Here is a 24417-nt window from a genome sequence, read left to right on the forward strand (position 1 = left end):
TTCGGCCGCATGCATTCACCCGTCCACCAGGCCGCAGCCATCACCCCGGCCCGGCAAAGGGTGCGAGGGCCTGGTCACCCGCGCCAGCCGGGCCGGTATAGTCAGCCCAACAAATCCTGGATGCCGTCATGACCGAACAGACCCCACGCGAAACCCGCCGGACCGATTACCGTCCCCCCGCCTTCCTGGTGGATACGGTTGCCCTGCGCTTCGAGCTCGACCCACAGGCAACGGTGGTCCGGTCGCGGCTGACGCTGCGGCGCAACCCGCAGGGCGATGCGACGGCACCATTGCGGCTTGATGGCGAGGCGCTGGTGCTGCTCGGCCTGAGGCTGGACGGCAAGGCGCTGGGCGCCAATCGCTACGCGCTGGAAACGGATGGGAGCCTGGTGCTGCCCGACCTTCCCGATGCCTGCGTCCTGGAGGTCGAGACCCGTATCGCACCGGAGGCGAATACCGAGCTGTCCGGTCTCTATACGTCCGGTGGGGCGTTCTTCACCCAGTGCGAGGCCGAAGGGTTCCGGCGCATCACCTATTTCCCGGACCGGCCGGACGTGATGGCGCGCTACACCACCACCGTGGTCGCCGACCGGGCGAGATGTCCGGTGCTGCTCTCCAACGGCAACCGGACGGACGCCGGCACGCTGCCCGACGGGCGCCATTTCGCCACCTGGGTCGATCCGCATCCCAAGCCGTCATACCTGTTCGCCCTGGTCGCCGGCGACCTGCTGGCCGTGCGCGACAGCTTCACCACCCGCTCTGGCCGACAGGTCGCGCTGGCCATCTGGGTGCGGCGTGGCGACGAGACCAGCTGCGACCACGCCATGCAGTCGCTGAAGCAATCGATGGCCTGGGACGAACGGGTGTTCGGCCTCGAATACGACCTTGATGAATTCAACATCGCCGCCGTGTCCGACTTCAACATGGGCGCGATGGAAAACAAGGGCCTGAACGTCTTCAACACGAAATACGTCCTGGCCAGGCCGGAAACCGCGACGGATGCCGATTACGACGGGATCCAGCGCGTGATCGCGCATGAGTATTTCCACAACTGGACCGGCAACCGCGTCACCTGCCGCGACTGGTTCCAGCTCTCGCTGAAGGAAGGGCTCACGGTCTTCCGCGACCAGCAGTTCGGCGCCGACATGGGCAGCGCCGCGGTGAAGCGCATCGTCGACGTGCGGCGCCTGCGGGCCGCCCAGTTCCCCGAGGATGACGGCCCGCTCGCCCACCCTGTCCGGCCGGACAGCTATCTCGCCATCGACAATTTCTACACCCCGACCGTCTACGAGAAAGGCGCCGAGATCTGCCGCATGCTCTATCGCATGCTCGGCCCGGATCGCTTCCGCCGCGGCATGGACACTTACATTGGCCGCCACGACAACCAGGCGGTCACCATCGAGGATTTCGTCCGCGCCATCTCTGATGGCGGCGGCATGGACCTCACCTTGTTTATGCGGTGGTATTCACAAGCCGGCACGCCAGAGCTGACGATTTCCGAAACCCATGATCCCGCCACGGGACGCTGGACACTGACGCTGCGCCAGTTCACCCGCCCCACGCCCGGGCAGGCGGAAAAGCAGCCGCTGCCGATACCCATCGCCATGGGCCTGCTCGGGCAGGACGGGACGGAGCTTCCCACCCGGCTCGCCGGCGAGACCGAGGCCCGGCCCGGCACGCGCATGCTGCTGCTGACCGAAGCCGAGCAGGACTTCGTCTTCGAAGACCTCCCCGCCCCGCCGGTGCCGTCGTTGTTGCGCGGCTTCTCCGCCCCGGTCCGGCTCGGTGGCATCTCCCGCGAGCGGCTGCGCTTCCTCGCCACCCACGACACCGATCCCTTCGTCCGCTGGGATGCGGGCCAGCACTACGCGACCGCGCTGATGCTGGAGCTGATCGCCGGCCGCGCGCACGACGCCGAACCCGACGAGGGCCTGGTGGCGGCCATGGCCTCGCTGCTCGAAGGTGCGGATGCCGACCCGGAATTCGCCGCCGAGGCACTGGCCCTGCCATCCGAATCCTACGTGGCCGACCAGATGAAAGTGGTCGATCCCGAGGCGATCCATGCGGTGCGGCAATTGCTGCGGCGCGGTCTCGGGCGGCGCCTCGCCGCGCGCTTCCGCGCCACCTATGAACGCCTGACGGATACGGGACCGTATCGGATCGATGGCCGCGCCAGCGGGCAGCGGGCCCTGCGCAACACCTGCCTCGCCTATCTGGCCCTGGCCGGGCAGGACGGGATCGCGCTGGCCAAGGCGCAGTTCGACGCGGCGCGCAACATGACCGATGCGCTGGCGGCGCTGGTGGTGCTGGCGGCGACCAACACCCCCGAGCGCGACGACGCCCTTGCCGCCTTCCATGCGCGCTGGCGCGGCGACGAGCTGGTGCTGGACAAGTGGTTCAGCATCCAGGCGACCTCGCCGCGGCCGCAGACGGTCGAGGACGTGCGCAGGCTGTATCGCCATCCTGATTTCGACCTGCGCAACCCCAACCGCGTGCGCGCCCTGGTCGGCGCCTTCTCGGCCGGCAACCAGGTGCGGTTCCACGACGCCAGCGGCGCGGGGTATCGCTTCCTGGCCGATACGGTGATCGCACTCGATCCGATGAACGGGCAGATCGCGTCGCGGCTGATCAATCCGCTGGGCATGTGGCGCCGGCAGGATGCCGCCCGCGGCGCGCTGATGCGCGCCGAGCTGGAGCGGGTGCTGGCAACGCCGAAACTGTCGCGGCTGACCTTTGAAAAGGCCTCGAAGGCACTGGCCTGATCCGGCCGCCCTCACCCGGTCTTGACCCCGTCCCGCCGGTCCGGCGGGGCGGGGTTCGCATCCGAAGGCCACGTCTCGGCGTTGCAGGGAAGTCCCAGTGCCCCCTGCCCCACCATAGACCGTGAGCCCCTCTGAATTCCGTTTCCCCTCTTACACCGACTCCGAACTGGCCGCCGACCGGGTGGTTCATTTCGTCGGCGTGCCCGCCGCCGTGGTGTCCGCCGTGCTGCTGTTCGCGCGGGCCGACGAGACCGGCGATCCCCGCCTGATCGTCACCATCTCGCTCTACGGCGTCGCGCTGATCGCCACCCTGAGCCTCTCCGCGGCCTACAATCTCTGCCCGCCCTGCCGGCGCAAGGAAATCCTCCGGCGCGCCGATCACGCCATGATCTTCGCGATGATCGCCGCCACCTACACGCCCTTCGCCCTGAACACGCTCGACGCCGAGGACGGCATAGCCCTGTGCGCCGTGGTCTGGCTGCTCGCGCTGGGCGGGATCTTCGTGAAACTGACCAAGCCCTATCGATACGAAAACACCATGATCGGCCTGTATCTCGGCATGGGATGGCTGATCATCGGTCTGATCCGGACCTTCATCGAGCGCCTGCCGGAGGACGCCCTCATCCTGCTGCTGGCCGGCGGGCTGGTCCTGTCGGTGGGCGCGTTCGTCCACACGCGCGAGAGGTTGCCCTATCACAACGCCGCATGGCACGTCCTCGTCCTGATCGGGGCCGGGCTGCATGTGCAGGCTGTTCGGGCAGCATTCCTGACCGGCAATATCGGTGGTTAGCCCCTCGCCGGCGCCGCGAGGTCATCGGCGGGCGTATGCGGTCTCACCTCGGCATCGCGACAAGAGCCGCCGCGACGGGGGGCGCCGCGGAACCGTCACAAGGACCGGCTGTGCGGCCCGCCGGTCATGCAACTTCCGCAACCCCGACCGGCAGTGGCGTGCCGGGCGGGGCAACGCTCCCGCCCGGAATGAATCCGGCTGCGCAATTTTCCCTCGCAAACGGCCGGGTGCGGGACCACATAGGGCAGGCAACGCTTTCCCGCCGGGCCGCTCGCCGCGCGTGACAGTGCCATGCACGCTGCCGCGCAGTGATGCTCCTCCGCACGGGAAGTCATCCAGCCTGAATGGCGCGATTTGCCGGGTGCCTGGAGTGTCGTCGATGGCTTTCACCGCAGTGAAATGGCCCGCTGCCCGGGCCAGTACCAGGGAGTGTTACGGCTTCATCCAGTCCGACTGCCTGCCCTTCGCCTGACCCATTGCCTGGCCCGCATCCCGGCGCTGCCGGGTCGGGCCCAGAAGTCGTGGTGCCGCCCCGGGGCGGCACCGGCGCCCACCGGAGAGGATCATGCCACAGCAACACCACAAGTTCACGGTCGGCCAGGAGGTCAGTTTCCTGCCGAGTGCCAGCGACTTCAACGTGCCACGCGGCACCTACAGGATCGTCCGGCAACTGCCGCTCGAGTCGAGCGGCTATGCCTACCGGGTCAAGAATGTCAACGACGGACACGAACGCATCATCGCGGAAAGCCAGCTCGCCGCCGGCAGCGGGCTGTGGGTGCCCACGCCGCCGCCCAGGCCGGCCGCGCCGGCAAAGTCCCGACGCTGAAGCAGTCCCCGGCCGACGCATTGCTCCCCACGGTGAGATGATGACCTGACACCTGCCCGGGACTTGCCCGGGACGAGGCCCCGGCACAGGATCTGTTGTCGACACGATCCCTTTGCGACCCGCGCAAGGTGCTCCATGCCACAGGCTCCCCATAATTTCCCGAGCTACAGCCGCGCCGAGATCACCGCCGACCGCATTGTTCACCTGATCGGCGTCCCGACGGCGGTCATCGCCGCCATCTGGCTGATCGTGGCCGTCAGCCATACCGATAGTACCCGCCTGATCGTCACGATGTCGATCTATTCCGCCGGGCTGGTCGGCATGCTGACGGCCTCGGCCGCCTATCACCTCAGCCCCCCCGGACGGCTGAAGGAGATCCTGCGGCGCGCCGACCACGCCATGATCTTCGTCATGATTGCCGGCAGCTACACACCGTTCACCCTCAACGCGCTCGATTCACCCGATGGCGTGGTGCTCTGCGCGGTGGTGTGGTCGCTCGCCGTCTTCGGCGTCACCATGAAGCTGCTGTTCCCGCGCCGGTTCGAGCGCATGTCGCTCGTGCTGTATCTCGGCATGGGCTGGCTGGTGCTCAGCATGATCCCGAGCCTCATCGACCGCCTGCCCGGCCCTGCCTTCGCCCTGCTGGTCGGCGGCGGCATCGCCTACTCGATCGGCGCGGTGATCTATACCCGCCGCCGCCTGCGCTTCCACAATGCCGCGTGGCACGTGCTGGTGCTGATCGGGGCGGGGCTGCACCTGACCGCCCTGACCACCGCCTTCCTGCCGGGCGCCTGACCTACCGGCGCGCCGGCTCGGGGGGGAAGCGCCTGAGGATGATCAGCATCATCATCATGCCTGGCAGCGCGCAGGCCATGGCCAGCATGTAGAACACCGGCCATCCCACCGCGGCGGCAAGAAAGCCCGAGAACCCGCCGATCGTGTGCGAGGCAAGCGCCGCGAGCGAGGTCAGCAGCGCATATTGCGTCGCGGTGAAGGCGGTCGAGCACAGCCCGGACAGGTAGGTGATGAAGCCCGCCGTCGCCAGGGCCTGCACGAAGGCCTCGGTCATCACCGTGGCGAACAGCACGGCATGGTCGCCATGCGAATAGGCGAGCCACACATACATGCCCATCGCCGCCATCTGCGTGAGCCCGGTCGAGATCAGCGCCCGCGCCAGCCCGATCCGCGCCACCAGCCAGCCGCCCACGGCTATGCCTGCCATCGTACACACAAGCCCGGGCACGCCCGTCGCCGCCGCCACCGCGGCGCGATCGAAGCCAAGCGAGCGATAGAACGGCGCCAGCATCACCCCGGCCATCGCCTCGCCGAGGTTGAACAGCGCCACATAGGCGATGATCAGCCCGGCACCGGGACGGCCGAGGAATTCCCGCAGCGGCTCGACCACCGCAGCGCGCGCCCGCGCCCGCAGACCGGTCGCGACCACCGGGCGGGGGGCCGCCACCGGTTCATGCGCGACCAGCGTCACCGGCAGGACCAGCGCGAGCAGGGCGGCGACCATCAGCAGCGACCCGCTCCAGCCGAGCCAACCCGCCGCGGCGATCGCGCCGGCACCGGACAGCAGCATCGCCACGCGATAGCCCCACACATAGGCCGCCATCGCCGCCCCCTGCAGGCGCTGCGGGAAGGTCTCGATGCGCCAGGCGTCGATGGCGATGTCCTGTGTCGCCGAGAGGAAGGCGACCAGCGCCGCCGCGGCCACCGTCGTCCAGAGCGGCCCGGTGCCGGACAAGGCCAGCAGCACCACCATCGCCACCAGCGCCGGCTGGATCGCCAGCAGCCAACCGCGCCGCCGGCCGAAGCGGGCCAGCCCGAACGGCGGCGCCACCTGATCCAGCGCCGGCGCCCAGAGGAATTTCAGCGTATAGGCCAGCCCGATATTCGCGGTCAGCCCAAGCGCCTCCAGCGAGATCTGCCGTTCGGTCAGCCATTGGCGCAGGGTGAACCCGGACAGGGCCAGCGGCAGCCCCGCCGCCACGCCGAACGCCGCCATCAGCCACAGGCGCCGATCGGCCAGAATCGATACGCGCGCCTCGGCTGCCGCGGCTGCCATCTCTGCCATGGGTTTGCCTTCTGTCCGACCGGGCTCTCCTGCGTCCCGTCGCCGTGTCGCGTCAAGCATCACGCGCACGGGAGGAAGCGAAGGGCCGCCGGCACGCGATAGGAAGTACTATATATTACTATGATGGAACGGGACGACCGGTCCTAGCTGCTGCCGATCAGGATGCCGGTGGCGAAGACCAGCGCCCCGCCGAAGCCAACCTGCATCGCCGCCGAGACCGGCGGGGTGTCCATGTATTTCCAGCGCACCCACGAGATCGCGGCGAGTTCGGCGATCACCACGGCGACGGCCAGGATCGTTGCGGTGAAGAAATCCGGGATCAGGTAGGGCAACGTATGGCCGATGCCGCCGAGCGTGGTCATCAGGCCGCAGATCACCCCCCGCAGCAGCGGCGCACCGCGCCCGGTCAGGCTGCCATTGTCCGACAACGCCTCGGCGAAGCCCATCGAGATCCCCGCCCCGATCGAGGCGGCCAGCCCGACCACGAAGGCATCCCAGGAATTGCCGGTGGCGAAGGCCGCGGCGAACAGCGGCGCCAGCGTGGACACCGAGCCGTCCATCAGCCCGGCCAGTCCCGGCTGGATGAAGCGCAGCACCAGCATCCGCTGGGCGGCTTCCTTCTCCTCGGCCAGCGCGGTTTCCGTCAGGGTTTCCTGCTTGATCCGCTCCGCGGCATGCTCGTGCTTCACCTCGGCGGCGGCAAGGTCGCCGAGCAGCTTGCGGATCGAGGCATCGGTCGAGCGGCCGGCGGCCTGGCGGTAGAAGCGCGCCGAGTCGTACTCCATCTCCTCGGCCTGGCGCCGCACCGCGGCCAGGTTCAGCGGCTGCAGCAACCAGATCGGCTTGCGCTGGTAGAAGCCGCGCACATGCTCGCGCTTGATCAGCGGAATATGCTCGCCGAACTTCTCGCGGTAGATCTCGATCAGCCAGCGCCGGTGCAGATCCTCCTCGCCCGCCATCTCGGTGAACATCTTCGCGGTCGCCGGATAGTCGGCCCGCAGCCCTTCGGCGAAATCGAGATAGATGCGCCCGTCCTCCTCCTCGGAGGAGATCGCCAGCGCGAGGATCTCGCGTTCGGTCAGCTCGTCGAAATTGCGCATGCGCCGGAAACCTCGGCAACAGAGGGGAAAGCGGCACGCCGGACGGACGCCGCATCTGAAACTATGCGGGCCCGGCGCCGGACCGGCAAGGTGGTGGAGCCGCGCCGTCTAATGGTGGGTGCCTGGCATGGCGTAATCCGCGGCCCGGATCGCCGGGGTGCGGCCGGCGACGATGTCCGCCAGCAGCTTGCCACTGCCGGCGGCAAGGGTGAAACCAAGCGAGCCCTGGCCGACATTGAGCAGCAGGTTGGCGGTCGGCGAGGGACCGATCACCGGAAGCCCGGTGGGCGTGGCCGGACGCAGGCCCGACCATGGCTCCACGTCCTCCAGTTCGCAGGCGCCGGGGAAGGTCTTCTGCAGATCATCCAGCAGGGTGGAAATCCGCCTCGGGCGCAGCTCTGAACGGTCGGACGTGACCTCGGCGAAACCGGCGGCCCGCAGCTTGTCGCCGATCGGCGCGTAGACGGTCTTGCGCGCGGTGTCGGTGATGCTGCGCACCGGGGCGCGGTTGCCGTCGCGGATGCGCGCCGAGATCGAGTAGCCGCGGATCGGCTGCACCGCCAGCCGCACCCCGGCGCTGCGGCCGAGCGCCCGGCTGCCCGCGCCGGCGGCCAGCACATAGAGATCGGCCTGCATCGGCCCGAGCGAGGTCTGCAGCAGGGCGACGCGCCCGTCCACGACCTCGATGCGCTGCACGATCGTGCCAAGCGCGAAGGTGACGCCGAAGGACGGCGCCGACAGCACGCGCTCCAGTTCCTGGCACAGCGTCCGGCAATCCCCCACCTCTTCCGAGGGGGTGTAGATGCCGCCCACCAGCCGGTCGCGGATCGAGGCGAGCCCCGGTTCGAGCGCCAGGCATTCCTCGGCGGTCAGCGCCTGCTGCTCGCAGCCCAGCGTGGCCTGCAGCCGCATCTGCAGCTCGGCTTCCTCCTGGCTCTCGCGCGAGGACTGCACCACCAGCTTGCCGTTGCGCGCATGCAGGAAGCGCACCCCGGTCTCGGCGATCAGCGCGTGCAGCATGTCACGGCTGTGGAACGACAGCGCCAGCAGCTTCGCGGTGGCGAGCGCGCCGGCCTCGGCGTTGCAGGCCCGCAGGAAGCGCAGCAGCCAGGCCCATTGGCCGGGATCGGCCGAAGGCTGGAAGCAGACCGGGCTGTCGCGCTGCAGCAGGTATTTCGGCAGGCTGCGCAGCACCGAAGGGGCGGCCATCGGCGCCACGTAGCTGTAGGAAAGCTGCCCGCCATTGGCGAAGCTGGTGCCGCGGCCGACCTTGGTCTCCTGGTCGATCACCGTCACCGCATGTCCGTCGCGCGCCAGGAAATAGGCACTGGCGAGCCCGACGATTCCGGCTCCGACGACGATGATGCGCATGCAGAAGGCTCCGACGGCAGGAGCGCGCATCAGGGCATGGCGCGCTCCGCCCGACAACCGGAATGGATGAACGTCAGTGCCGGAAATGGCGCATCCCGGTGAAGACCATGGCGATGCCGGCGTCATCCGCCGCAGCGATCACCTCCTCGTCGCGGATCGAGCCACCGGGCTGGATCACCGCCGTCGCCCCCGCCGCCACCGCCGCCTGCAGCCCGTCGGCGAAGGGGAAGAACGCGTCCGACGCCACCACGCTGCCCTCGGTCAGCCGTCCGGTGAGGCCCGCGGCCTTCGCCGCCTCCTCGCTCTTCCAGGCGGCGATGCGCGCGGAATCGACGCGGCTCATCTGCCCCGCGCCGATGCCCACCGTGGCACCGCCCTTGGCATAGACGATGGCGTTCGACTTGACGTGCTTGCAGACCCGGAAGGCGAACAGCAGGTCATCGAGCTCGGCTTCGCTGGGGGCGCGCTTCGTCACCACCTTCAGCGTCTCCCGGCTCACCCGGCCGGCGTCGCGGCCCTGGGCGAGGAACCCGCCGGAGAGGCTGCGGAACACCAGGCCGGGCTCGGCCGGGTCGGGCAGGCCGCCGGTCAGCAGCAGGCGCAGGTTCTTCTTCTTCGCCAGGATCGCCTTCGCCCCCTCGGTCGCGTCGGGGGCCACGATCACCTCGGTGAAGATCGCGGCGATGCGCTCGGCCGCGGCTTCGTCAAGAATGCGGTTGGCCGCGACGATGCCGCCGAAGGCCGAGACCGGGTCGCAGCGCAGCGCCTGTTCCCAGGCAGCGGCCAGCGTATCGGCGCTGGCCACGCCACAGGGGTTGGCGTGCTTGACGATGACCACGGTCGGCGCCTCGAACTCCGCCACGGCCTCGAAGGCGGCGTCGGTGTCGTTGAGGTTGTTGTACGACAGCTCCTTGCCCTGCGCCTGCCGCGCGGTGGCGACGCCGGGACGGGCGCCGGTCACGTAGAAGGCCGCCTGCTGGTGCGGGTTCTCGCCGTAGCGCAGCCCCTGGCGCAGCGTGCCGGCGACCGCCAGCCGGGGCGGGAACGCCTCGCCGCGCTGGTCGGCGAACCACGCCGCGATCGCCGAGTCATAGGCCGCCGTGCGCGCATAGGCCGCGCCGGCCAGCCGCCGCCGCAGCGCGAGCGTGGTGCCGCCCTGGGCTTCCATCTCGGCCAGCACGTCCGCGTACTGCGCCGCCTCGGTCAGCACCACCACGAAATCATGGTTCTTCGCCGCGGCGCGGATCAGCGCCGGGCCGCCGATGTCGATGTTCTCGACGCAGTCGTCGAAGGGGGCGCCCTTCGCCACGGTGGCCTCGAACGGATAGAGGTTCACCGCCACCAGGTCGATCGGCGCGATCCCGTGCTGCTGCATCTGCGCCAGATGCTCGGGCAGGTCGCGCCGGCCCAGGATGCCGCCATGGATCTGCGGCACCAGCGTCTTCACCCGCCCGTCCAGGATCTCCGGGAAGCCGGTGTGCGCGGACACCTCGGTCACGGCGATGCCAGCGTCGCGCAGCGCGCGGGCCGAGCCGCCGGTGGACAGGATCTCCACCCCGCGGGCGGCAAGCGCCTGCGCGAAGGCCACCAGGCCCGTCTTGTCCGAGACAGAGATCAGGGCACGGCGGATCGGAACGATTTCGGTCATTTACGGCCTCCGGGCAGCGGGACGCGGCCCGCATAGCCCTACAGACCGAGCAAATCCAGGGTGCGTGCCACAACCCTGGCCTCGTCATAGAGCGCCACCGCCCGCTCCCGCCCGGCCAGCCCCATGTGCACGCGCTGCACCGAGTTGTTGGCCAGTTGCTGCAGCGCCGTGGCCAGCGCGGTAACGTGGCGCGGCGGCACCAGAAACCCGGTCCGCCCCTCCACCACCTGCTCGCGCGGCCCGCGCACATCGGTCGCCACCACCGGCAGCCCGGTCAGCATGGCCTCGATCACCGACATCGGCAGGCCTTCGAAATGACTCGGCAGCGCGAAGATGTCGGCGGCGGCCAGCAGCGCCGGGATGTCCTCGCGGTAGCCCAGCCGGCGCAGCCGCGCCCCCAGGCCGCTGGCGGCGAAACAGGGCTCCAGGTCCTCGCCATGGTCGCTCGCCAGCCGGTTGCCGACCACCCATAGCTCGGCATCGACCTCCCGCATCGCCGCCAGCAGCTCGGGATGGCCCTTGTGGCGCACCAGCCGCGAGACCACGATCACCACCACCCGGTCCTCCGGCACGCCGAGCTCGGCGCGGATGCGTGCGCGCGCGTCCGGATCGGGGCGGAAGCGGGCCGGATCGCGTCCGTTGCGGATGGCGACCGAGTCGGGGTGGATGCGCAGGCGCCTTGCGTCCCGCGCTTCCTCCTCGGAGACGGTCATGTGCACGTCGGTCAGCCGGCCGCCGAGCCACTCCATCGCCAGCGCCAGGCCACGGCGCCACAACGGGCCGGGCTGGTTGAACAGGAAGCCATGGCAAGTATAGGCCACACGCGGCACACCGGCCGCCCGCGCCGCCACGCGCGCGAGAAAGCCGCTGATCGGCATGTGGCCGTGGACAAGGTCGGGCTTCTCGCGCTGCAGCAACGCACGCAACGCCCGGTAGGCACGCCATTGCGCCAGAGGCGAATAGCTGCGCGCCATCGGCACCGTCTCGATGCGGAAGCCCTCGGCACGCACGGACTGCAACAAGGGACCTTCGGCACAGACACCGACCACCTCGTGGCCGCGCGCACGGGCGCCGCGCATCAGCGGCACCAGAAAATGCCGCAGCGAGAAATCGACGTTGATGACCTCGAGGACCTTCACGCGGTGACGGGGGCTCCGCCCCCGTGCCCTGGCCAGGGCTCTGCCCTGGACCCGGCAGGGGCCACAAGGCCCCCGCACCCCAATTCTTTCATCATGCTACCTTGGTGATCGCCCACTTGACCGTCTGCGGACCATCCTGCGAGGTGCTCAGGACCACCTGCTCGGTCCGCCGCGGCTCCGGGCCACCCAGGTAGATGCTTTCCTCCAGCGTCAGGCGGGCGCCATCAGCGCGCAGGCGCCAGGTGCTGCCGCCCAGCAGACGCAACAGCACCGCCTCGCCATCCTGCTGCAGGGCCCCTTCGACATCGGGATGCAGATGGAACCGCAGCACGAAAGGCTGCGGGGATTCCGCCTCCACCAAATCCTCGCCGCGAATGTCCTCGCCGCTTTCCGCCATGTACAGGCGACGCCGGTGCACCGCGCCGAACGGACGGCGATAGCCGTCATGGCTGGCTTCCAGCCAGTGCGCCCCGGCCGCCTCCTGGCGCTGCGCCTCGACATGCGCGGGCCGCCGGCCCAGCCCCTCCGGCTTCAGCTCGGAGGAACTGGTGTCGGCAATCACCAGCGTGGAATGCGCCGCGGTCGCCCGGGTGGCGTCACGCCACTCCGGGCCCGCCGCCGGGGCGGCGCCGCAATTGACGATCATGCGGTCGCGCCCGATCGACAGCTCGAAGCTCAGCGTGCCGGCATGGGCGAAACGATCGAGCTTCGGCGGCGGTGGCACCCCGCAATCGACGATCAATACCGACCGGCCGGCCTGCAACCGGTGGAATCCGGTCTCGGTCAACGCCGAGGGCGCCCGCCCGCTCCGCCCGGCCTGGGCCAGCACCAGATCGACCAGGCCGGACAGCTCCTCCACGGTGCCGTTGAACAACGCCAGGCCGCCATCGCCATGGCGCAGGCTGCGCAGCGCCGGGGCCATGCGCTCGATCGCCACGCTCAGCACCTGCGGCGGCTGGGCCTGGGCGGCCTGCAGCAGCGCCCGGATCTCCGTCAGATCCTGCAGCGCCGCCATCAGTTGCGCCGGGCTGCGTTCGACATGGCCGCCATCGGGAAGCACCTGACGGGCGAGTTCCTGCGGCAACACCCGCAACGCCCGGGTCAGGAAGGCGGCGTGATCCGGCAAGGCCACCGCCGCCGCGATCAGCCCCTTGAGCGCGGTCAGGGCCCGCGCGTCCAGCTCTTCCGGCGGCAGGGTGGCCGCCAGCGCCCGCGCATCCGCCACCAGCCGCGCCATGAGCTTCTGGCGGAACGCGTCATCGGCCGAGGCGGCGAAGAAATCATAATGGCCGAGCCAGGCGGCGATGCGCGCCCCGGCCACGTCCGGCCGCTCGGCGATCTCGTCGGCCACCGGGCTGGCGATCCAGTCGGCAACCAGACCGCGCGCGCGCATCCGCGCGGCATCGGTGCCCAGCGCCCGCAGGTCGCGCAGCCAGGTGAAGCCATGCGCCGCCGCCCGCAGCCCCGGCGTCCCCTTGATGTCGGGGAAGCTGCCCAGCCGCATCACCGTGCTGCCACCGCCCAGCGACAGCACGCCCTTCAGCAATTCAGCCCCTCGTACCGGGTCACCCGGCCAGGGATCGCGAACGGGCAGCGCTGGCGCATCCGGCACCCGGGCCATGCGCAGGCTCGGCAGCCGGGCGATCCGGCGACGCACGCCGCGCAGCCAGCGACTCACGCCCTCCCCCGTTGCTGGCAGAGGCGGGCCAGGGCGGCGCGCGACAATGTGAAGAGGCCGTTGACCATTGGATAGTTTCTAGACATCCGACTCCGGTCTGCACAAGCCGGCGTCAGGTGCGTACCAGCCTCGAAATGAAAAATCCGTCCATTCCACCAAGCGCCACCCACAGGGCCGGGGTGGTTCGCACCTCACCGGCCGGGGTCAGGGCCTCCGCCAGCTCCGGCAGTTCCTCCGGCCGCACCGGGTCGCGTCGCAGGGGCAGCCGCGACAGCGCCGCCGCGATCCGGGCCGGCCCCTCCTCCGGCTGCAGCGAACATACCGCATAAACCAGCCGTCCGCCCGGCCGCAGCATGGCGCAGGCGGCGTCGAGCAGCCGGTCCTGTTGCTCGGCAAGGGCGGCGATGTCACGCGGGCGCTTCAGATAAGGCACGTCCGGGTGCCGCCGGATCGTGCCGGTGGCGCTGCACGGCGCATCCAGCAGCACGGCATCGAGCGGCGCGGCCGGCTGGAATTCCGCCGCATCCGCCGTCACCGCTTCCACCTCCAGGCGCAGTCGGGTGAAATTGTCGCGCAGGCGTTGCATCCGCGCCGGATCGCGTTCCACCGCCACCAGCCGGGCACCGGCGGCGGCGAGCTGCGCCGCCTTGCCGCCGGGGGCGGCGCAGAGATCGGCCACAAGCTCCCCCGCCTGGACGCGCAGCAGCAGGGCCGGCAGCGCCGCCGCGGCGTCCTGCACCCAGAACGCGCCCTGGTCATAGCCCGCCAGTTCCATCACGCGGGTACCGGGGGCGAAGCGCCAGGACCCGGTCGGCAGGGCCTCCCCGCCGGGCGGGGGTTCCGCCCCGGGTCGCACCGTCAGGTCGAGCGGGGCCTCATGTTGATGCGACTCGGCGATCGCCCGCGCCTGGGGGCCCCAGGCGGTCCAAAGCCAGGCGGGCGTATCCAGCCGCGGCCCGTCCAGCGTCTCCAGCAGCGCCGGCCCTGCCTCGGCCAGCCGCCGCAACACGGCGTTCACCAGGCCGGCGAAGGGCACCAGCCCGCGCGTCCGCGCCAGGGCCACCGCCGTCGCCACCGCCGCATGGGCCGGCGTGCCCAGCAGCAGCAGCCCGGCGGCGCCGATTCGCAGCACGTGCCGCACCGGAATGGGCGGGGATTTCTTGAGGTAGGGTTCCAGCGCCGCGTCCAGCGAGCCCATGCGCCGCAGCACCGAAGCCGCCAGCCGGTGCCCGGCCGCGCGGTCGCGGGCCTCCATGGGGGGCAAGGCCACCAGCGCCTCTTCCAGCGGGCGATGGCGGTCGAGCACGGCGGAGAGCAGGTCGAAGGCAGCAGCGCGGGTCGGGTCGGTCATGCGGCTTCATGCCGCCATCCGGCGCCGCGGCCAAGAGCGGCCCGCCCCCTCCGGCGTTATGGGTGCCATGGCCAGCAGCCGGGCCGCAGCGGGGACGTTCCGGGGGCTTGACGGAATGGATTGCTTCGGCTCGCCTTCAACCCTGGCACGATTGCCCAAGGCCCCGGAGGGAACCCCATGAAACGCCGTCATTTCCTGCTGCTCACCGCTGCGCTGCCGGCGGTTGCCCAGGCCCAGCCCGCCGCCGACCTGATCGCGGCCGCGCGCAAGGAAGGCCGCCTGTCCATCTACGCCACCACCGACGCCGCCGAGGCGGCCGGGCTGCTCGATGCCTTCCGGGCCACCTATCCCGGCATTGCCGTCGAATATGCCGACCAGAACTCGACCGAGCTCTACAACCGCTTCATCAGCGAGGCGGCGGCCGGGGGCGGCAGTGCCGACTTCCTCTGGAGCTCGGCGATGGACCTGCAGCTCAAGCTGGTCCAGGACGGCCATGCGCTGGAATACCGGTCCACCCAGACCGAGGCGCTGCCGGCCTGGGCGAATTTCCGCAACCTCGCCTATGGCACGACGGCCGAGCCGGTCGGCTTCGTCTACAACACCCGGCTGGTGGCCGAGGCGGACGTGCCCCGCACCCATGCGGCCCTGACCCGGCTGGCGACCGAGAAGCTCGATGCCTATCGCGGCAAGCTGACCTCCTACGACCCCGAGCGCTCCGGGGTGGGCTACCTGTTCATCACCCAGGACGCCAAGGCCGATGAAAAAGGCACCTGGGCGCTGGCGCGCGCGATCGGCCGGGCACAGGCCAGGCTCTACACCTCGTCGGGCGCCATGCTCGAGCGCATCGCCTCGGGCGAGCACCTGATCGGCTTCAACCTGCTGGCCTCCTATGCCTGGGAACGCCGCAAGAAGGATCCCTCGCTCGGCGTGGTGCTGCCCACCGACCACACCCTGGTGATGTCACGCGTCGCCCTGATCCCGAAGGCGGCACGCAGCCCCAACGCGGCGAAGCTGTTCCTCGATTTCCTGTTGTCGCGGCCGGGACAGCAGGCGCTGGCCGAACGGTCGATGCCGCCGGTGCGCACCGACATGCAGGAGGTGACGCAGAAGCTCTCCGGCGATCTTCCCGCCGGGGCGCTGCGGCCGATTCCGGTCGGCCCCGAGCTGCTGGACACGTTGAACGCGACGAAGCGCCTGCGCTTCCTCAAGGAATGGCAGACCGCGCTGCGGAACGGCTGACCCGATGACACGCGGGCTGCGCATCGCGGTGATCGCCATCCTGGCGGTCACCGTCCTCGCGCCGGTGGGGCTGGTCGTCTACCAGAGTTTCCTCGACGGCCCGTTCTTCGAGGCGGGCACCAGCCTCGGCCTCGATTCCTACGATTTCGTCTTCACCGACGAGGATTTCTTCGCGGCGCTGCAAAACACCGCCCTCATCGCCGTGGGCACGACCGCGATCGCGGTGCCGGTCGGTGCGCTGCTCGCCTTCCTGCTGGTGCGCACCGACCTGCCCGGCCGACGCTGGCTGGAGCCGCTGGTGCTGGTGCCGATGTTCATCTCGTCGGTGGTGCTGGCCTTCGGCTTCGTCGTGGCGCTCGGCCCGGTGGGCATCGTCAGCCTGTGGGTGAAGCAGGGAATCGGCGTCGTGCCCTGGGATCTCTATGCCTTCGGCACGCTGGTAGCGATCGCCGGGCTGACCCATGTGCCACATGTCTTCCTCTATGTGTCCTCGGCGCTGCGCAGCCTCGGCTCCGATGTCGAGGAAGCCGCCCGCGTCAGCGGGGCCGGGCCGTTGCGGGTGGCGCTGACCGTCAGCCTGCCGATGGTGGCGCCGAGCCTGCTCTACAGTGCCGTGCTGGTCTTCTTCCTCGGCTTCGAGCTGTTCGGCCTGCCGCTGGTGCTGGGCGATCCCAACGGCATCCTGGTGCTGTCGACGTATCTGTACAAGTTGACCAACAAGCTCGGCACGCCGTCGTACCAGTTGATGGCGGTGGTGGTGGTGGTGATCATCGGCATCTCGCTGCCGCTGGTCTGGCTGCAGCGAACCCTGCTGAAAAGCGCCAACCGCTACGTGGCGGTGAAGGGCAAGGCGGGCGCGCAGATGCCGGTGCGCATCGGCCGTTGGCGCTGGCCGGCGCTGCTGCTGATCCTGGGCTGGCTTGGTGTCACCGTCATCGTTCCGGTCGCCGGCATCGTGCTGCGGTCCTTCCTCTCAAGCTGGGGCGAGGGCGTTTCCATTGCCGGCGCGCTGACGCTGCAGCATTTCCACGAGCTGATGGCCTATCCGAACCTGGTGCGCGGCATCACCAACACGCTGCTGATCGGCGCGGTCGGCGGCGCCGCCTCGGTGGCGTTGTACGCGCTGGTCAATCTGGCGGCGCATCGCTGGCGCTCCGCCTGGGTGTGGCTGCTCGACTACATCGTGCTGTTGCCGCGGGCGATGCCGGGGCTGGTGGCAGGTCTCGCGGTATTCTGGGTGTTCCTGTTCACCCCGCCGCTGCGGCCGTTGCGGGCGACGCTGGTCTCGCTCTGGCTTGCCTACACGGTGGTCTGGCTCGCCTATGGCATGCGGCTGGTCTCCGCGGCGATGCTGCAGATCGCGCCGGAACTGGAAGAAGCCGGGCGCGTCACCGGCGCGCGGCCCGGCCGGGTCAGCCGCGACATCACCCTGCCACTGATCCGCGCGGGCCTGTTGTCGAGCTGGGTGCTGGTGTTCATCACCTTCGTCCGCGAATACTCGACCGGCGTCTATCTGCTCGCCCCGGGCACCGAGGTGATCGGCTCGCTGATGGTCTCGCTCTGGGGCACTGGCGCGATCGACATCGTCACCGCGCTCGCCACCGTCAACATTGCCATGCTCGGCTGCGGCCTGCTGCTGATGGCCCTGTTCGTGCGCCAACGACCATGAAGGGGGCGCCCCGATGAAGACCGATGTCCGCGACAAGCTGGAAATCGCCGACCTGCATCTGCGCTACGGGCCGGTGGAGGTGCTGAAGGGCATCGACGCCCGTTTCACCGAAGGCGAGGTGGTGTGCCTGCTGGGCCGCTCGGGGTCGGGCAAGACCACGCTGCTGCGTGCGATCGCCGGGCTGGAGCAGCCCGGTTCCGGCGCGATCCGTCTGGACGGAAGGCCGATCTTCGATGCCGCCGCGCGGGTGAACCTGCCACCGGAGGCGCGCGGCCTGGGGCTGGTGTTCCAGTCCTATGCGTTGTGGCCGCACCGCACCGTCGCCGAGAACGTCGCCTATGGGCTGCGCCTGCGGGGCCGTCCGCGCGCGGAAATCGAACGGCGCGTCGCCGAGGCGCTGGAAGGTGTCGGCCTGGGCGCGCTCGGCGGCCGCTATCCGAGCCAGCTTTCCGGCGGCCAGCAGCAGCGTGTCGCGCTCGCGCGTGCGCTGGTCTACGAGCCGCCGGTCATCCTGCTGGACGAGCCGCTGTCGAACCTCGATGCCAAGCTGCGCGAGGAGGCGCGCATCTGGATCCGCAGCCTGATCAAGCGGCTTGGCCTGACGGCGGTGTTCGTCACCCATGACCAGGTCGAGGCGATGGCGATCGCCGACCGCATTGTGTTGCTGGAGCAGGGCCGCATCGTCCAGGACGGTCCGCCGCAGGTGCTGTACCAGCAACCCGCGTCGTTATTCGCCGCCGAGTTCATGGGCAGCAACAATCTCTGGCCCACGGTGGTCGAGGAGGTTCGCGATGATTTCGCCCGTGTCTCGGTGGCGGGGATCCCGCTTTGGGGCCACAACCGTGGCGGACGTCGTCCCGGCGAGCAGGCGACGGCGGTGATCCGGCTGGAGCGTGTCGCGCTGGCGGAGGCGGGCGGCGATAACAGGATTGCCGCCGAGTTGGAGACCTCGGTCTATCTGGGTGATCGTTTCGAGCACATCTGGCGTGCCGGGGAGGTCGAGTTGCGTGCCTTCGCTGCCGGACCGGCGGGGGCCGGGCAGCAATGGCTTTCGTTACCGGCTGAGGCTTTGTGGATTTTCTGACTGCGCAGCACGCGAGCGTTGCAATGGCGGATGGCGCTGCGCTTATCCGCCCTACACGTGCTGTGCCGCGCAGCGCGAATGGGGTGCAGGGGCCTTGTGGCCCCTGCCGGGTCAAGGGCGGAGCCCTTGCCTTCTCCTTATGCGCGTCCCCGAAACCGCTCCACGGCCGCGACCAGCGCGCGCCTGACCCCAGGCTCCAGCGCCGAGTGCCCCGCATCGGGAATGATTGTCAGCCGTGCGGCCGGCCAGGCGGAGGCCAGTTCGAAGGCGGTGCGGGCCGGGCAGACCATGTCGTAGCGTCCCTGCACGATCTCCGCCGGGATATGGGCGATGTGCTGCATGCCCGCGAGCAGGCCCGCGTCGGGCAGGAACAGGTCGTTGGCAAAGTAGAACGCCTCGATGCGGGCAAGCCCCAGGGCGGTGCGATCCTGGGCGAAGCTGGCGACGGTATCGGGGCTGGGCAGCAGGGTGCTGCAGGAGCCTTCGTACACCGACCAGGCGCGGGCCGCCGGCATGTGGACCGCCGGGTCGGGGTCGGTTAGGCGCCGCAGGTAGTTGCCGAGCACGTCGGCGCGTTCGGGTTCGGGCAGGTGGCCGGTGAAGGCGGCATGGGCGTCGGGGAACACGGCGGCGAGCCCGTGCAGGAACCACTCCACCTCGGCCTTGCGGCCCAGGAACACCCCGCGCAGGACGCAGCCGATGACACGGTCGGGATGGGCCTGTGCATAGGCGAGCGCGAGGGTGGAGCCCCAGGACCCGCCGAACAGCAGCCAGCGCTGGATGCCGAGATGGCGGCGCAGGGCCTCGATGTCTTCCACCAGGTGGGGAGTGGTGTTCGCCTCGAGCCCGCCCAGCGGGCGTGAGCGGCCGGCCCCGCGCTGGTCGAAGATGATCGTCCGCCAGTGCGACGGATCGAAGAAGCGGCGGTGGACCGCGCCGGCGCCGGCGCCGGGGCCGCCGTGCAGGAACAGGGCCGGTGTCCCGCGGGGGGATCCGACCTGCTCCCAGTACATGACATGTCCCTCCGAGAGCGGCAGGTAGCCGGTCTCGAAGGGTCCGATTTCAGGAAACAGGTCGCCGCGTGGCATTGGGTGATTATACCGGGCGGGACGGATGGCGGAACAGCCGCCCGCGCAGTAAGCAGGCCTGCGGCGATGAGGATGTGAACGAGACCGGCACCGGCCGGCTGGGGGTCGGACGATGATGACGGGATGGCTTGACAGGGTGTGGATCGTGCTGGGCGCGGTCGTGGGGCTGAGCGGGGTGGCGATGGCGGCGATGGCGGCGCATGGGCTGTCCTGGCTCGACCCGGCGGCGCTGCGCATGGTGGAGCGGGCGGTGCAGATGCAGGGCTGGCATGCCCCGGCGCTGGTGATTGCCGGGATCTGGGCCGAACGCGCCGGGCCGACGGCGCACCTCGCCGGCGCGGCCTTTGCGCTGGGCACGCTGCTGTTTTGCGGCTCGGTCTATTCGCTGGCCTTGCGGGGCGTCTCGTTCGGCCTGCTCGCGCCCACCGGGGGCATCCTGCTGATGACGGGCTGGGCGCTGCTCGGGCTGTCGGCGCTGCGGGCGCGGTGATCGCCGCGGCCTATCTGGCCCCCGAGGGGCTGGAAGCGACCCTCGCCGAGGAACTCGATCGCGCCGGGGTCCAGGTGGCGGCCTGGCATGGCCGGCTGGCGCTGTCTTCCGACCCGCCGGTCGCCTCGGCCTGGGCGCTGGATGTCTGGACCGCGCCGCGGGAGATCGCGGTCCCCTCGGTGAAGGCCGGCGCGGATGCGCTGCGGGCGATCCAGCGCAACTGGGCGCTGTACGCCGTCGCGCACCACCGGCGCAGCGCGCTGATCGAGGAGCGCCTGCCGCCGGTGAAGGCACGCCCCCTGAACTTCCCCGAAGCGGCACCGACCGGGCATCTCGGCGCCTGGACCCTGCTCGCGCCCGACCAGATGCTGGCGAGCCCGACCAAGACCAGCCCCTTCGTCAACGGCGAATGCCGCTTCGAGGAGGACCGCGAAGGACCGCCGAGCCGGGCCTATCTGAAGTTATGGGAAGCCTGCACCCGGCTGGGCGCCTGGCCGCAGCCGGGCGAGCGCTGCATCGATCTCGGCGCTTCCCCCGGCGGCTGGACCTGGGCGATCGCGCGGCTCGGCGCCACCGTCATCGCCATCGACAAGGCGGATCTCGATCCGCGCGTCGCCGCCATGCCGGGGGTGGAGCTGCGGCGGGAAAGCGCCTTCGGCCTGTCGCCCGAGCCGGTGGACTGGCTGTTCAGCGACGTGATCGCCTATCCGGCGCGCCTGCTGGGGTTGGTCAACCGTTGGATCGAGGCCGGGGCGGCGCGGCGCATCGTCTGCACCGTCAAGTTCCAGGGCGCCACCGACCACGAGGCCGCCGCCGCCTTCGCGGCGCTGCCGGGTGGTCGGCTGTTCCACCTGTACCACAACAAGCACGAGCTGACCTTCGCCTGGTCGGCCTGAACTCAGACGTTCGCGCGCACCGCCGCGCAGATCCGCGCCACATCCGCCTCGGTGAGGTCGGGATGGATCGGCAGCGCCAGGATGCGGGTGGCCAGATCCTCCGAAACCGGCAGCGCGGTGCCGTCATGCGCGGCGCGATAGGCGGGCTGCGCATGCAACGGCCGGGGATAGTAGATGGCAGTCGGCACGCCGGCGGCCCGCAAGCCAGCCTGCAGGCGCTCCCGCGCGGCGGTATCGGGCAGCAGCACGGCATAGATCGCCCAGGCACTGGTGCTCCCGGGCACCCGGGCGGGGATGCCGACCACACCGGCGAGGCCTGCGTCATAAGCAGCAGCGATGCGGGCCCTCGCCTGCAGTTCCTCGGCGAAGACCGTCAGCTTGCTCAGCAGCACCGCCGCCTGCAACGTGTCCAGCCGGCCGTTCATGCCGGTGCGCAGGACCTCGTACCGGGTCGTGCCCTCGCCATGCGTGCGCAGGCTGCGATACAGCGCCGCCCGCTCCGCGCTCTCGGTGAACAGCGCGCCACCATCGCCATAGCCGCCGAGCGGCTTGGAGGGGAAGAAACTGGTAGCCGTCGCATCGGCGGCGGTGCCGAGCGGCACACCCCCCAGCGTGGCACCAAAGCTCTGGGCGCAATCGTCCAGGGTGAACAATCCCTCGGCGGCGGCAACGGCCCGCAATGCCGGCCAGTCGGCAGGCTGGCCGAACAAATCAACGCCGATCAACGCCCTGGGGCGCAGGCGGCCCGAACGGCGGGTCTCCGCCACCCGCAGGGCCAGATGCGCGGGGTCGATCTGGAAGGTACGGGGATCGACGTCGACGAAGACCGGCGTGGCCCCCAGCACCAACGGCACCTCGGCCGTCGCGGTGTAGGTGAAGGCGGGAAGGAATACCGCGTCCCCTGCGCCAATCCCCTCGGCCATCAGGGCAATCTGCAGGGCATCAGTCCCGGACGAGACCGACACGCAATGCGCGGCGCCACAGAAGGCCGCCAACCGCTGCTCCAGTTCCACGACCTCCGGGCCGAGGATGAACTGGCAATGCGCCAGCACCGCGTCCAGCCGCTTGCGTAAGTCAACGGCGATGCGGGCCTGCTGCGCCTTGAGATCGAGAAACGGGATGGGGGGGGCTTCGGTCATGACAACGATCCTGCTCACGCCCGGGGCGCTGCCCCGGACCCTGCCAGGAGGCTTCGCCTCCTGGACCTCCACCAAGGGCGAAGCCCTTGGAACCCTTCAGGCTTGCCCTCCGGCCAGGACCTGGCCTTCGGCATTGTGCTCGAATTCCGGGATGACACGGCCCAACACCGCCAGCGCCGTCCGGTGATTGCCGGCCCGACAGGCGGCGGCGATCTCGTCGATGGTCCGGCCAACGATCGCCGGATCGGCGGTGCGCGGCAGCGCCATCAACAGACCCGGGTACCCGGTCTGCGTGGCCGGCTCCTTGCCGTGGAACAACTCCTCGAACAACTTCTCGCCGGGACGCAGGCCGGTGAAACGAATTTCAACATCGACCTCCGGACGGAGCCCGGCGAGGCGAATCATCTGCCGGGCGAGATCGACAATCTTCACCGGCGCCCCCATGTCGAGGACGAAAATTCCGCCATCACGCAGATCGGGCGCCGTGGTGCCGACCACGCTCGCCTGCAGCACCAGCCCTACCGCCTCGCGCACCGTCATGAAGTAACGACGCATGTCGGGATGGGTCACGGTCAGCGGCCCGCCCCGCGCCAACTGGCGCTGGAACAGCGGCACCACACTGCCCGTCGAGCCCAGCACATTGCCGAACCGCACGGTCACGCAGCGCATGCCACCGGCCGGGCCGCGCGCGGCGATGTCGAGCCCCTGGCAGTACATCTCGGCCAGCCGCTTGGACGCCCCCATCACCGAGGACGGATTGACCGCCTTGTCGGTGGAAATCAGCACCATGGCCCGTACGCCGACCGCACGCGCGGCATCGGCGACGTTGCGGGTGCCGGCGGCATTGGTCAGCAACCCTTCCAGCGGATGCGACTCGACCATCGGCACGTGCTTGAGCGCGGCGGCATGGAACACCAGCTCCGGCCGCAACGCCTCCATCAGGCCACGGATGCGGGCCTCGTCGCGAACATCCGCCAGCACGGTGCGCCGCGCCACACCGGGATGGCTCTCGGCCAGCTCGACCTCGATCTGCCAGAGCGCGAACTCGCCATTGTCGAGCAGGATCAGCAGTTCCGGCCCGAGGGCGGCAACCTGGCGGGCCAGCTCCGAACCGATGGTACCGCCGGCCCCGGTCACCAGCACCCGCCGCCCCTGCACCAGCCGCGCCATGCCTTCCCGGTCGAGCGGCACCTGCGGACGGTTCAGCAGGTCCTCGAGCGCCAGCGGACGCAGTTCCAGCCGCTGCGCCCCTGCCCCGGCGGGATCGAGCGCGGTCAGCCGCGGCGCGCGAGCGACCCGCAGCCCCTCGCGGTCGGCGGCTTCCATCAGCCCGGTCAACTCGTCGCCGGTGATGTCGGCCTCGGTGACCACCAGCGTGGTCGGCAGGCGGCCGCCCGCGCGCAGCCGGGCCAGCACGGCCGGCGCATCGGTCAGCGCGCCGAGGATGGGATAGCCGTCGATCCGTCGCCCGGTCTGCGCCTTGCCCAGCGACAGCAGGCCAGTGACGCGGTAGGGCTGGCTGCGGTCGGCGGCGAGCGCACGGATGAACAGGGCGGCACTCTCGCCTGCCCCCACCAGCAGGACCGGCAGGGCCGGCCCCGTGTTGCCGTCCGGGCTTTCGCGCATCAGGCGGTAGCCGACCCGCGGCACGCTGAGCAGCACCATCAGCGTCATGGCGTGCAGCGCGGGGAAAGCCGGGCTCGGGAAGGGCAGCCCCGCCTCGTGCAGGGCGATGGGGTAGATGGCGGCGGCGGCGATCGAGGCGGCCGCCACGCCGAGCAGGTCCCCTGCCCCGGCGAAGCGCCAGTACTGGGTCGGCAGGCGGAACGGCAGCCCGGCCAGCAGCAGGGCCATGGCCCCCCACGGCACCGTCCAGAGCGGCCCGACCTCCCCCGCCAGGGGGTTGGCAAGCCAATGGGCGAGCGGCACGGCGGCACCCGCCAACAAGGCGTCCACCCCGACATTGAGCCCGATGCGAAAGAGGGCGGTGCGCGTGGCCATGGCGGGGCTCATAGCGCATCGCCGGGGGCCGGTCACTGGCGCAGGGCGCAGGGTGGGGTTTCCCGA

At 70.2% G+C, this 24417-nt stretch carries 19 protein-coding genes; 9 read left to right on the top strand and 10 right to left on the bottom strand.

Annotated elements, in window-relative coordinates:
- Window positions 1–128: 128 nt before the first annotated feature.
- The 4 genes from pepN (at window position 129) to trhA (NBY65_RS04490) (ending at window position 5173) form a co-directional block, all read left to right on the top strand.
- Window positions 129–2762 (top strand): aminopeptidase N, encoded by a 2634-nt coding sequence (pepN, locus tag NBY65_RS04475; protein ID WP_150039395.1) that lies wholly within the window; start codon window positions 129–131, stop codon window positions 2760–2762.
- 121 nt (window positions 2763–2883) lie between these two features.
- Window positions 2884–3552 (top strand): PAQR family membrane homeostasis protein TrhA, encoded by a 669-nt coding sequence (trhA, locus tag NBY65_RS04480; protein ID WP_150039396.1) that lies wholly within the window; start codon window positions 2884–2886, stop codon window positions 3550–3552.
- Between the two features lie 565 nt (window positions 3553–4117).
- On the top strand, window positions 4118–4378 hold the full coding sequence (locus NBY65_RS04485; protein ID WP_150039397.1) for a hypothetical protein: 261 nt from the start codon (window positions 4118–4120) through the stop codon (window positions 4376–4378).
- Window positions 4379–4513: 135 nt separating this feature from the next.
- Complete coding sequence (gene trhA, locus NBY65_RS04490) at window positions 4514–5173, top strand: PAQR family membrane homeostasis protein TrhA (RefSeq protein ID WP_150039398.1); 660 nt, start codon at window positions 4514–4516, stop codon at window positions 5171–5173.
- A 1-nt stretch (window position 5174) separates the two neighbouring features.
- Here the strand turns inward: trhA (NBY65_RS04490) and NBY65_RS04495 are convergent, their stop codons facing one another.
- From NBY65_RS04495 to NBY65_RS04525, 7 genes are all read right to left on the bottom strand, one after another.
- Entirely contained in the window at window positions 5175–6458 is a 1284-nt protein-coding gene (locus tag NBY65_RS04495; protein ID WP_239002680.1) for an AmpG family muropeptide MFS transporter, read from the bottom strand.
- Window positions 6459–6601: 143 nt separating this feature from the next.
- Window positions 6602–7558 (bottom strand): iron exporter MbfA, encoded by a 957-nt coding sequence (mbfA, locus tag NBY65_RS04500; protein ID WP_150039399.1) that lies wholly within the window; start codon window positions 7556–7558, stop codon window positions 6602–6604.
- Window positions 7559–7666: 108 nt separating this feature from the next.
- Window positions 7667–8929, bottom strand: coding sequence for a D-amino acid dehydrogenase (locus tag NBY65_RS04505; RefSeq protein ID WP_150039400.1), 1263 nt, complete (start codon window positions 8927–8929; stop codon window positions 7667–7669).
- Between the two features lie 73 nt (window positions 8930–9002).
- Window positions 9003–10577 (bottom strand): bifunctional phosphoribosylaminoimidazolecarboxamide formyltransferase/IMP cyclohydrolase, encoded by a 1575-nt coding sequence (gene purH / locus NBY65_RS04510; RefSeq protein ID WP_150039401.1) that lies wholly within the window; start codon window positions 10575–10577, stop codon window positions 9003–9005.
- 38 nt (window positions 10578–10615) lie between these two features.
- Entirely contained in the window at window positions 10616–11716 is a 1101-nt protein-coding gene (locus NBY65_RS04515; RefSeq protein WP_150039402.1) for a glycosyltransferase family 4 protein, read from the bottom strand.
- A 91-nt stretch (window positions 11717–11807) separates the two neighbouring features.
- A complete protein-coding gene (locus NBY65_RS04520; protein ID WP_203330388.1) occupies window positions 11808–13337 on the bottom strand; it encodes a heparinase II/III family protein in 1530 nt (509 codons plus the stop codon).
- A gap of 169 nt (window positions 13338–13506) precedes the next feature.
- Window positions 13507–14745 (bottom strand): RsmB/NOP family class I SAM-dependent RNA methyltransferase, encoded by a 1239-nt coding sequence (locus NBY65_RS04525; RefSeq protein ID WP_150039403.1) that lies wholly within the window; start codon window positions 14743–14745, stop codon window positions 13507–13509.
- Window positions 14746–14922: 177 nt separating this feature from the next.
- Between NBY65_RS04525 and NBY65_RS04530 the strand changes: the two genes are divergently transcribed.
- From NBY65_RS04530 to NBY65_RS04540, 3 genes are read left to right on the top strand one after another with little or no spacing between them, the layout of a single operon-like run.
- Entirely contained in the window at window positions 14923–15984 is a 1062-nt protein-coding gene (locus NBY65_RS04530; protein WP_150039404.1) for an ABC transporter substrate-binding protein, read from the top strand.
- Between the two features lie 4 nt (window positions 15985–15988).
- The gene (locus tag NBY65_RS04535) at window positions 15989–17653 is read left to right on the top strand and encodes an ABC transporter permease (protein ID WP_150039405.1); all 1665 of its coding nucleotides are present in this window, start codon (window positions 15989–15991) and stop codon (window positions 17651–17653) included.
- A gap of 13 nt (window positions 17654–17666) precedes the next feature.
- A complete protein-coding gene (locus NBY65_RS04540) occupies window positions 17667–18737 on the top strand; it encodes an ABC transporter ATP-binding protein (protein WP_150039406.1) in 1071 nt (356 codons plus the stop codon).
- Between the two features lie 137 nt (window positions 18738–18874).
- On the opposite strand, the gene pip is transcribed toward NBY65_RS04540, so the two are convergent.
- Complete coding sequence (gene pip, locus NBY65_RS04545) at window positions 18875–19825, bottom strand: prolyl aminopeptidase (protein ID WP_150039407.1); 951 nt, start codon at window positions 19823–19825, stop codon at window positions 18875–18877.
- A gap of 112 nt (window positions 19826–19937) precedes the next feature.
- Between pip and NBY65_RS04550 the strand changes: the two genes are divergently transcribed.
- Window positions 19938–20315: a DUF423 domain-containing protein gene (locus NBY65_RS04550; protein ID WP_239002681.1), complete on the top strand. Its 378-nt coding sequence runs from the start codon at window positions 19938–19940 to the stop codon at window positions 20313–20315.
- A complete protein-coding gene (locus tag NBY65_RS04555) occupies window positions 20312–21211 on the top strand; it encodes an SAM-dependent methyltransferase (protein ID WP_150039408.1) in 900 nt (299 codons plus the stop codon). Before NBY65_RS04550 ends, NBY65_RS04555 begins: the two co-directional genes overlap by 4 nt.
- A gap of 2 nt (window positions 21212–21213) precedes the next feature.
- On the opposite strand, the gene NBY65_RS04560 is transcribed toward NBY65_RS04555, so the two are convergent.
- Together NBY65_RS04560 and NBY65_RS04565 are read right to left on the bottom strand one after the other, a co-directional pair.
- On the bottom strand, window positions 21214–22350 hold the full coding sequence (locus tag NBY65_RS04560; RefSeq protein ID WP_150039409.1) for a DegT/DnrJ/EryC1/StrS family aminotransferase: 1137 nt from the start codon (window positions 22348–22350) through the stop codon (window positions 21214–21216).
- 96 nt (window positions 22351–22446) lie between these two features.
- Window positions 22447–24351 carry a polysaccharide biosynthesis protein gene (locus NBY65_RS04565; RefSeq protein WP_150039410.1) on the bottom strand — a complete coding sequence of 635 codons (1905 nt, stop codon included), beginning with the start codon at window positions 24349–24351 and terminating at the stop codon, window positions 22447–22449.
- Between the last annotated feature and the right edge of the window lie 66 nt (window positions 24352–24417).

This window comes from Rhodovastum atsumiense, assembly GCF_937425535.1.
Lineage (GTDB): Bacteria > Pseudomonadota > Alphaproteobacteria > Acetobacterales > Acetobacteraceae > Rhodovastum > Rhodovastum atsumiense.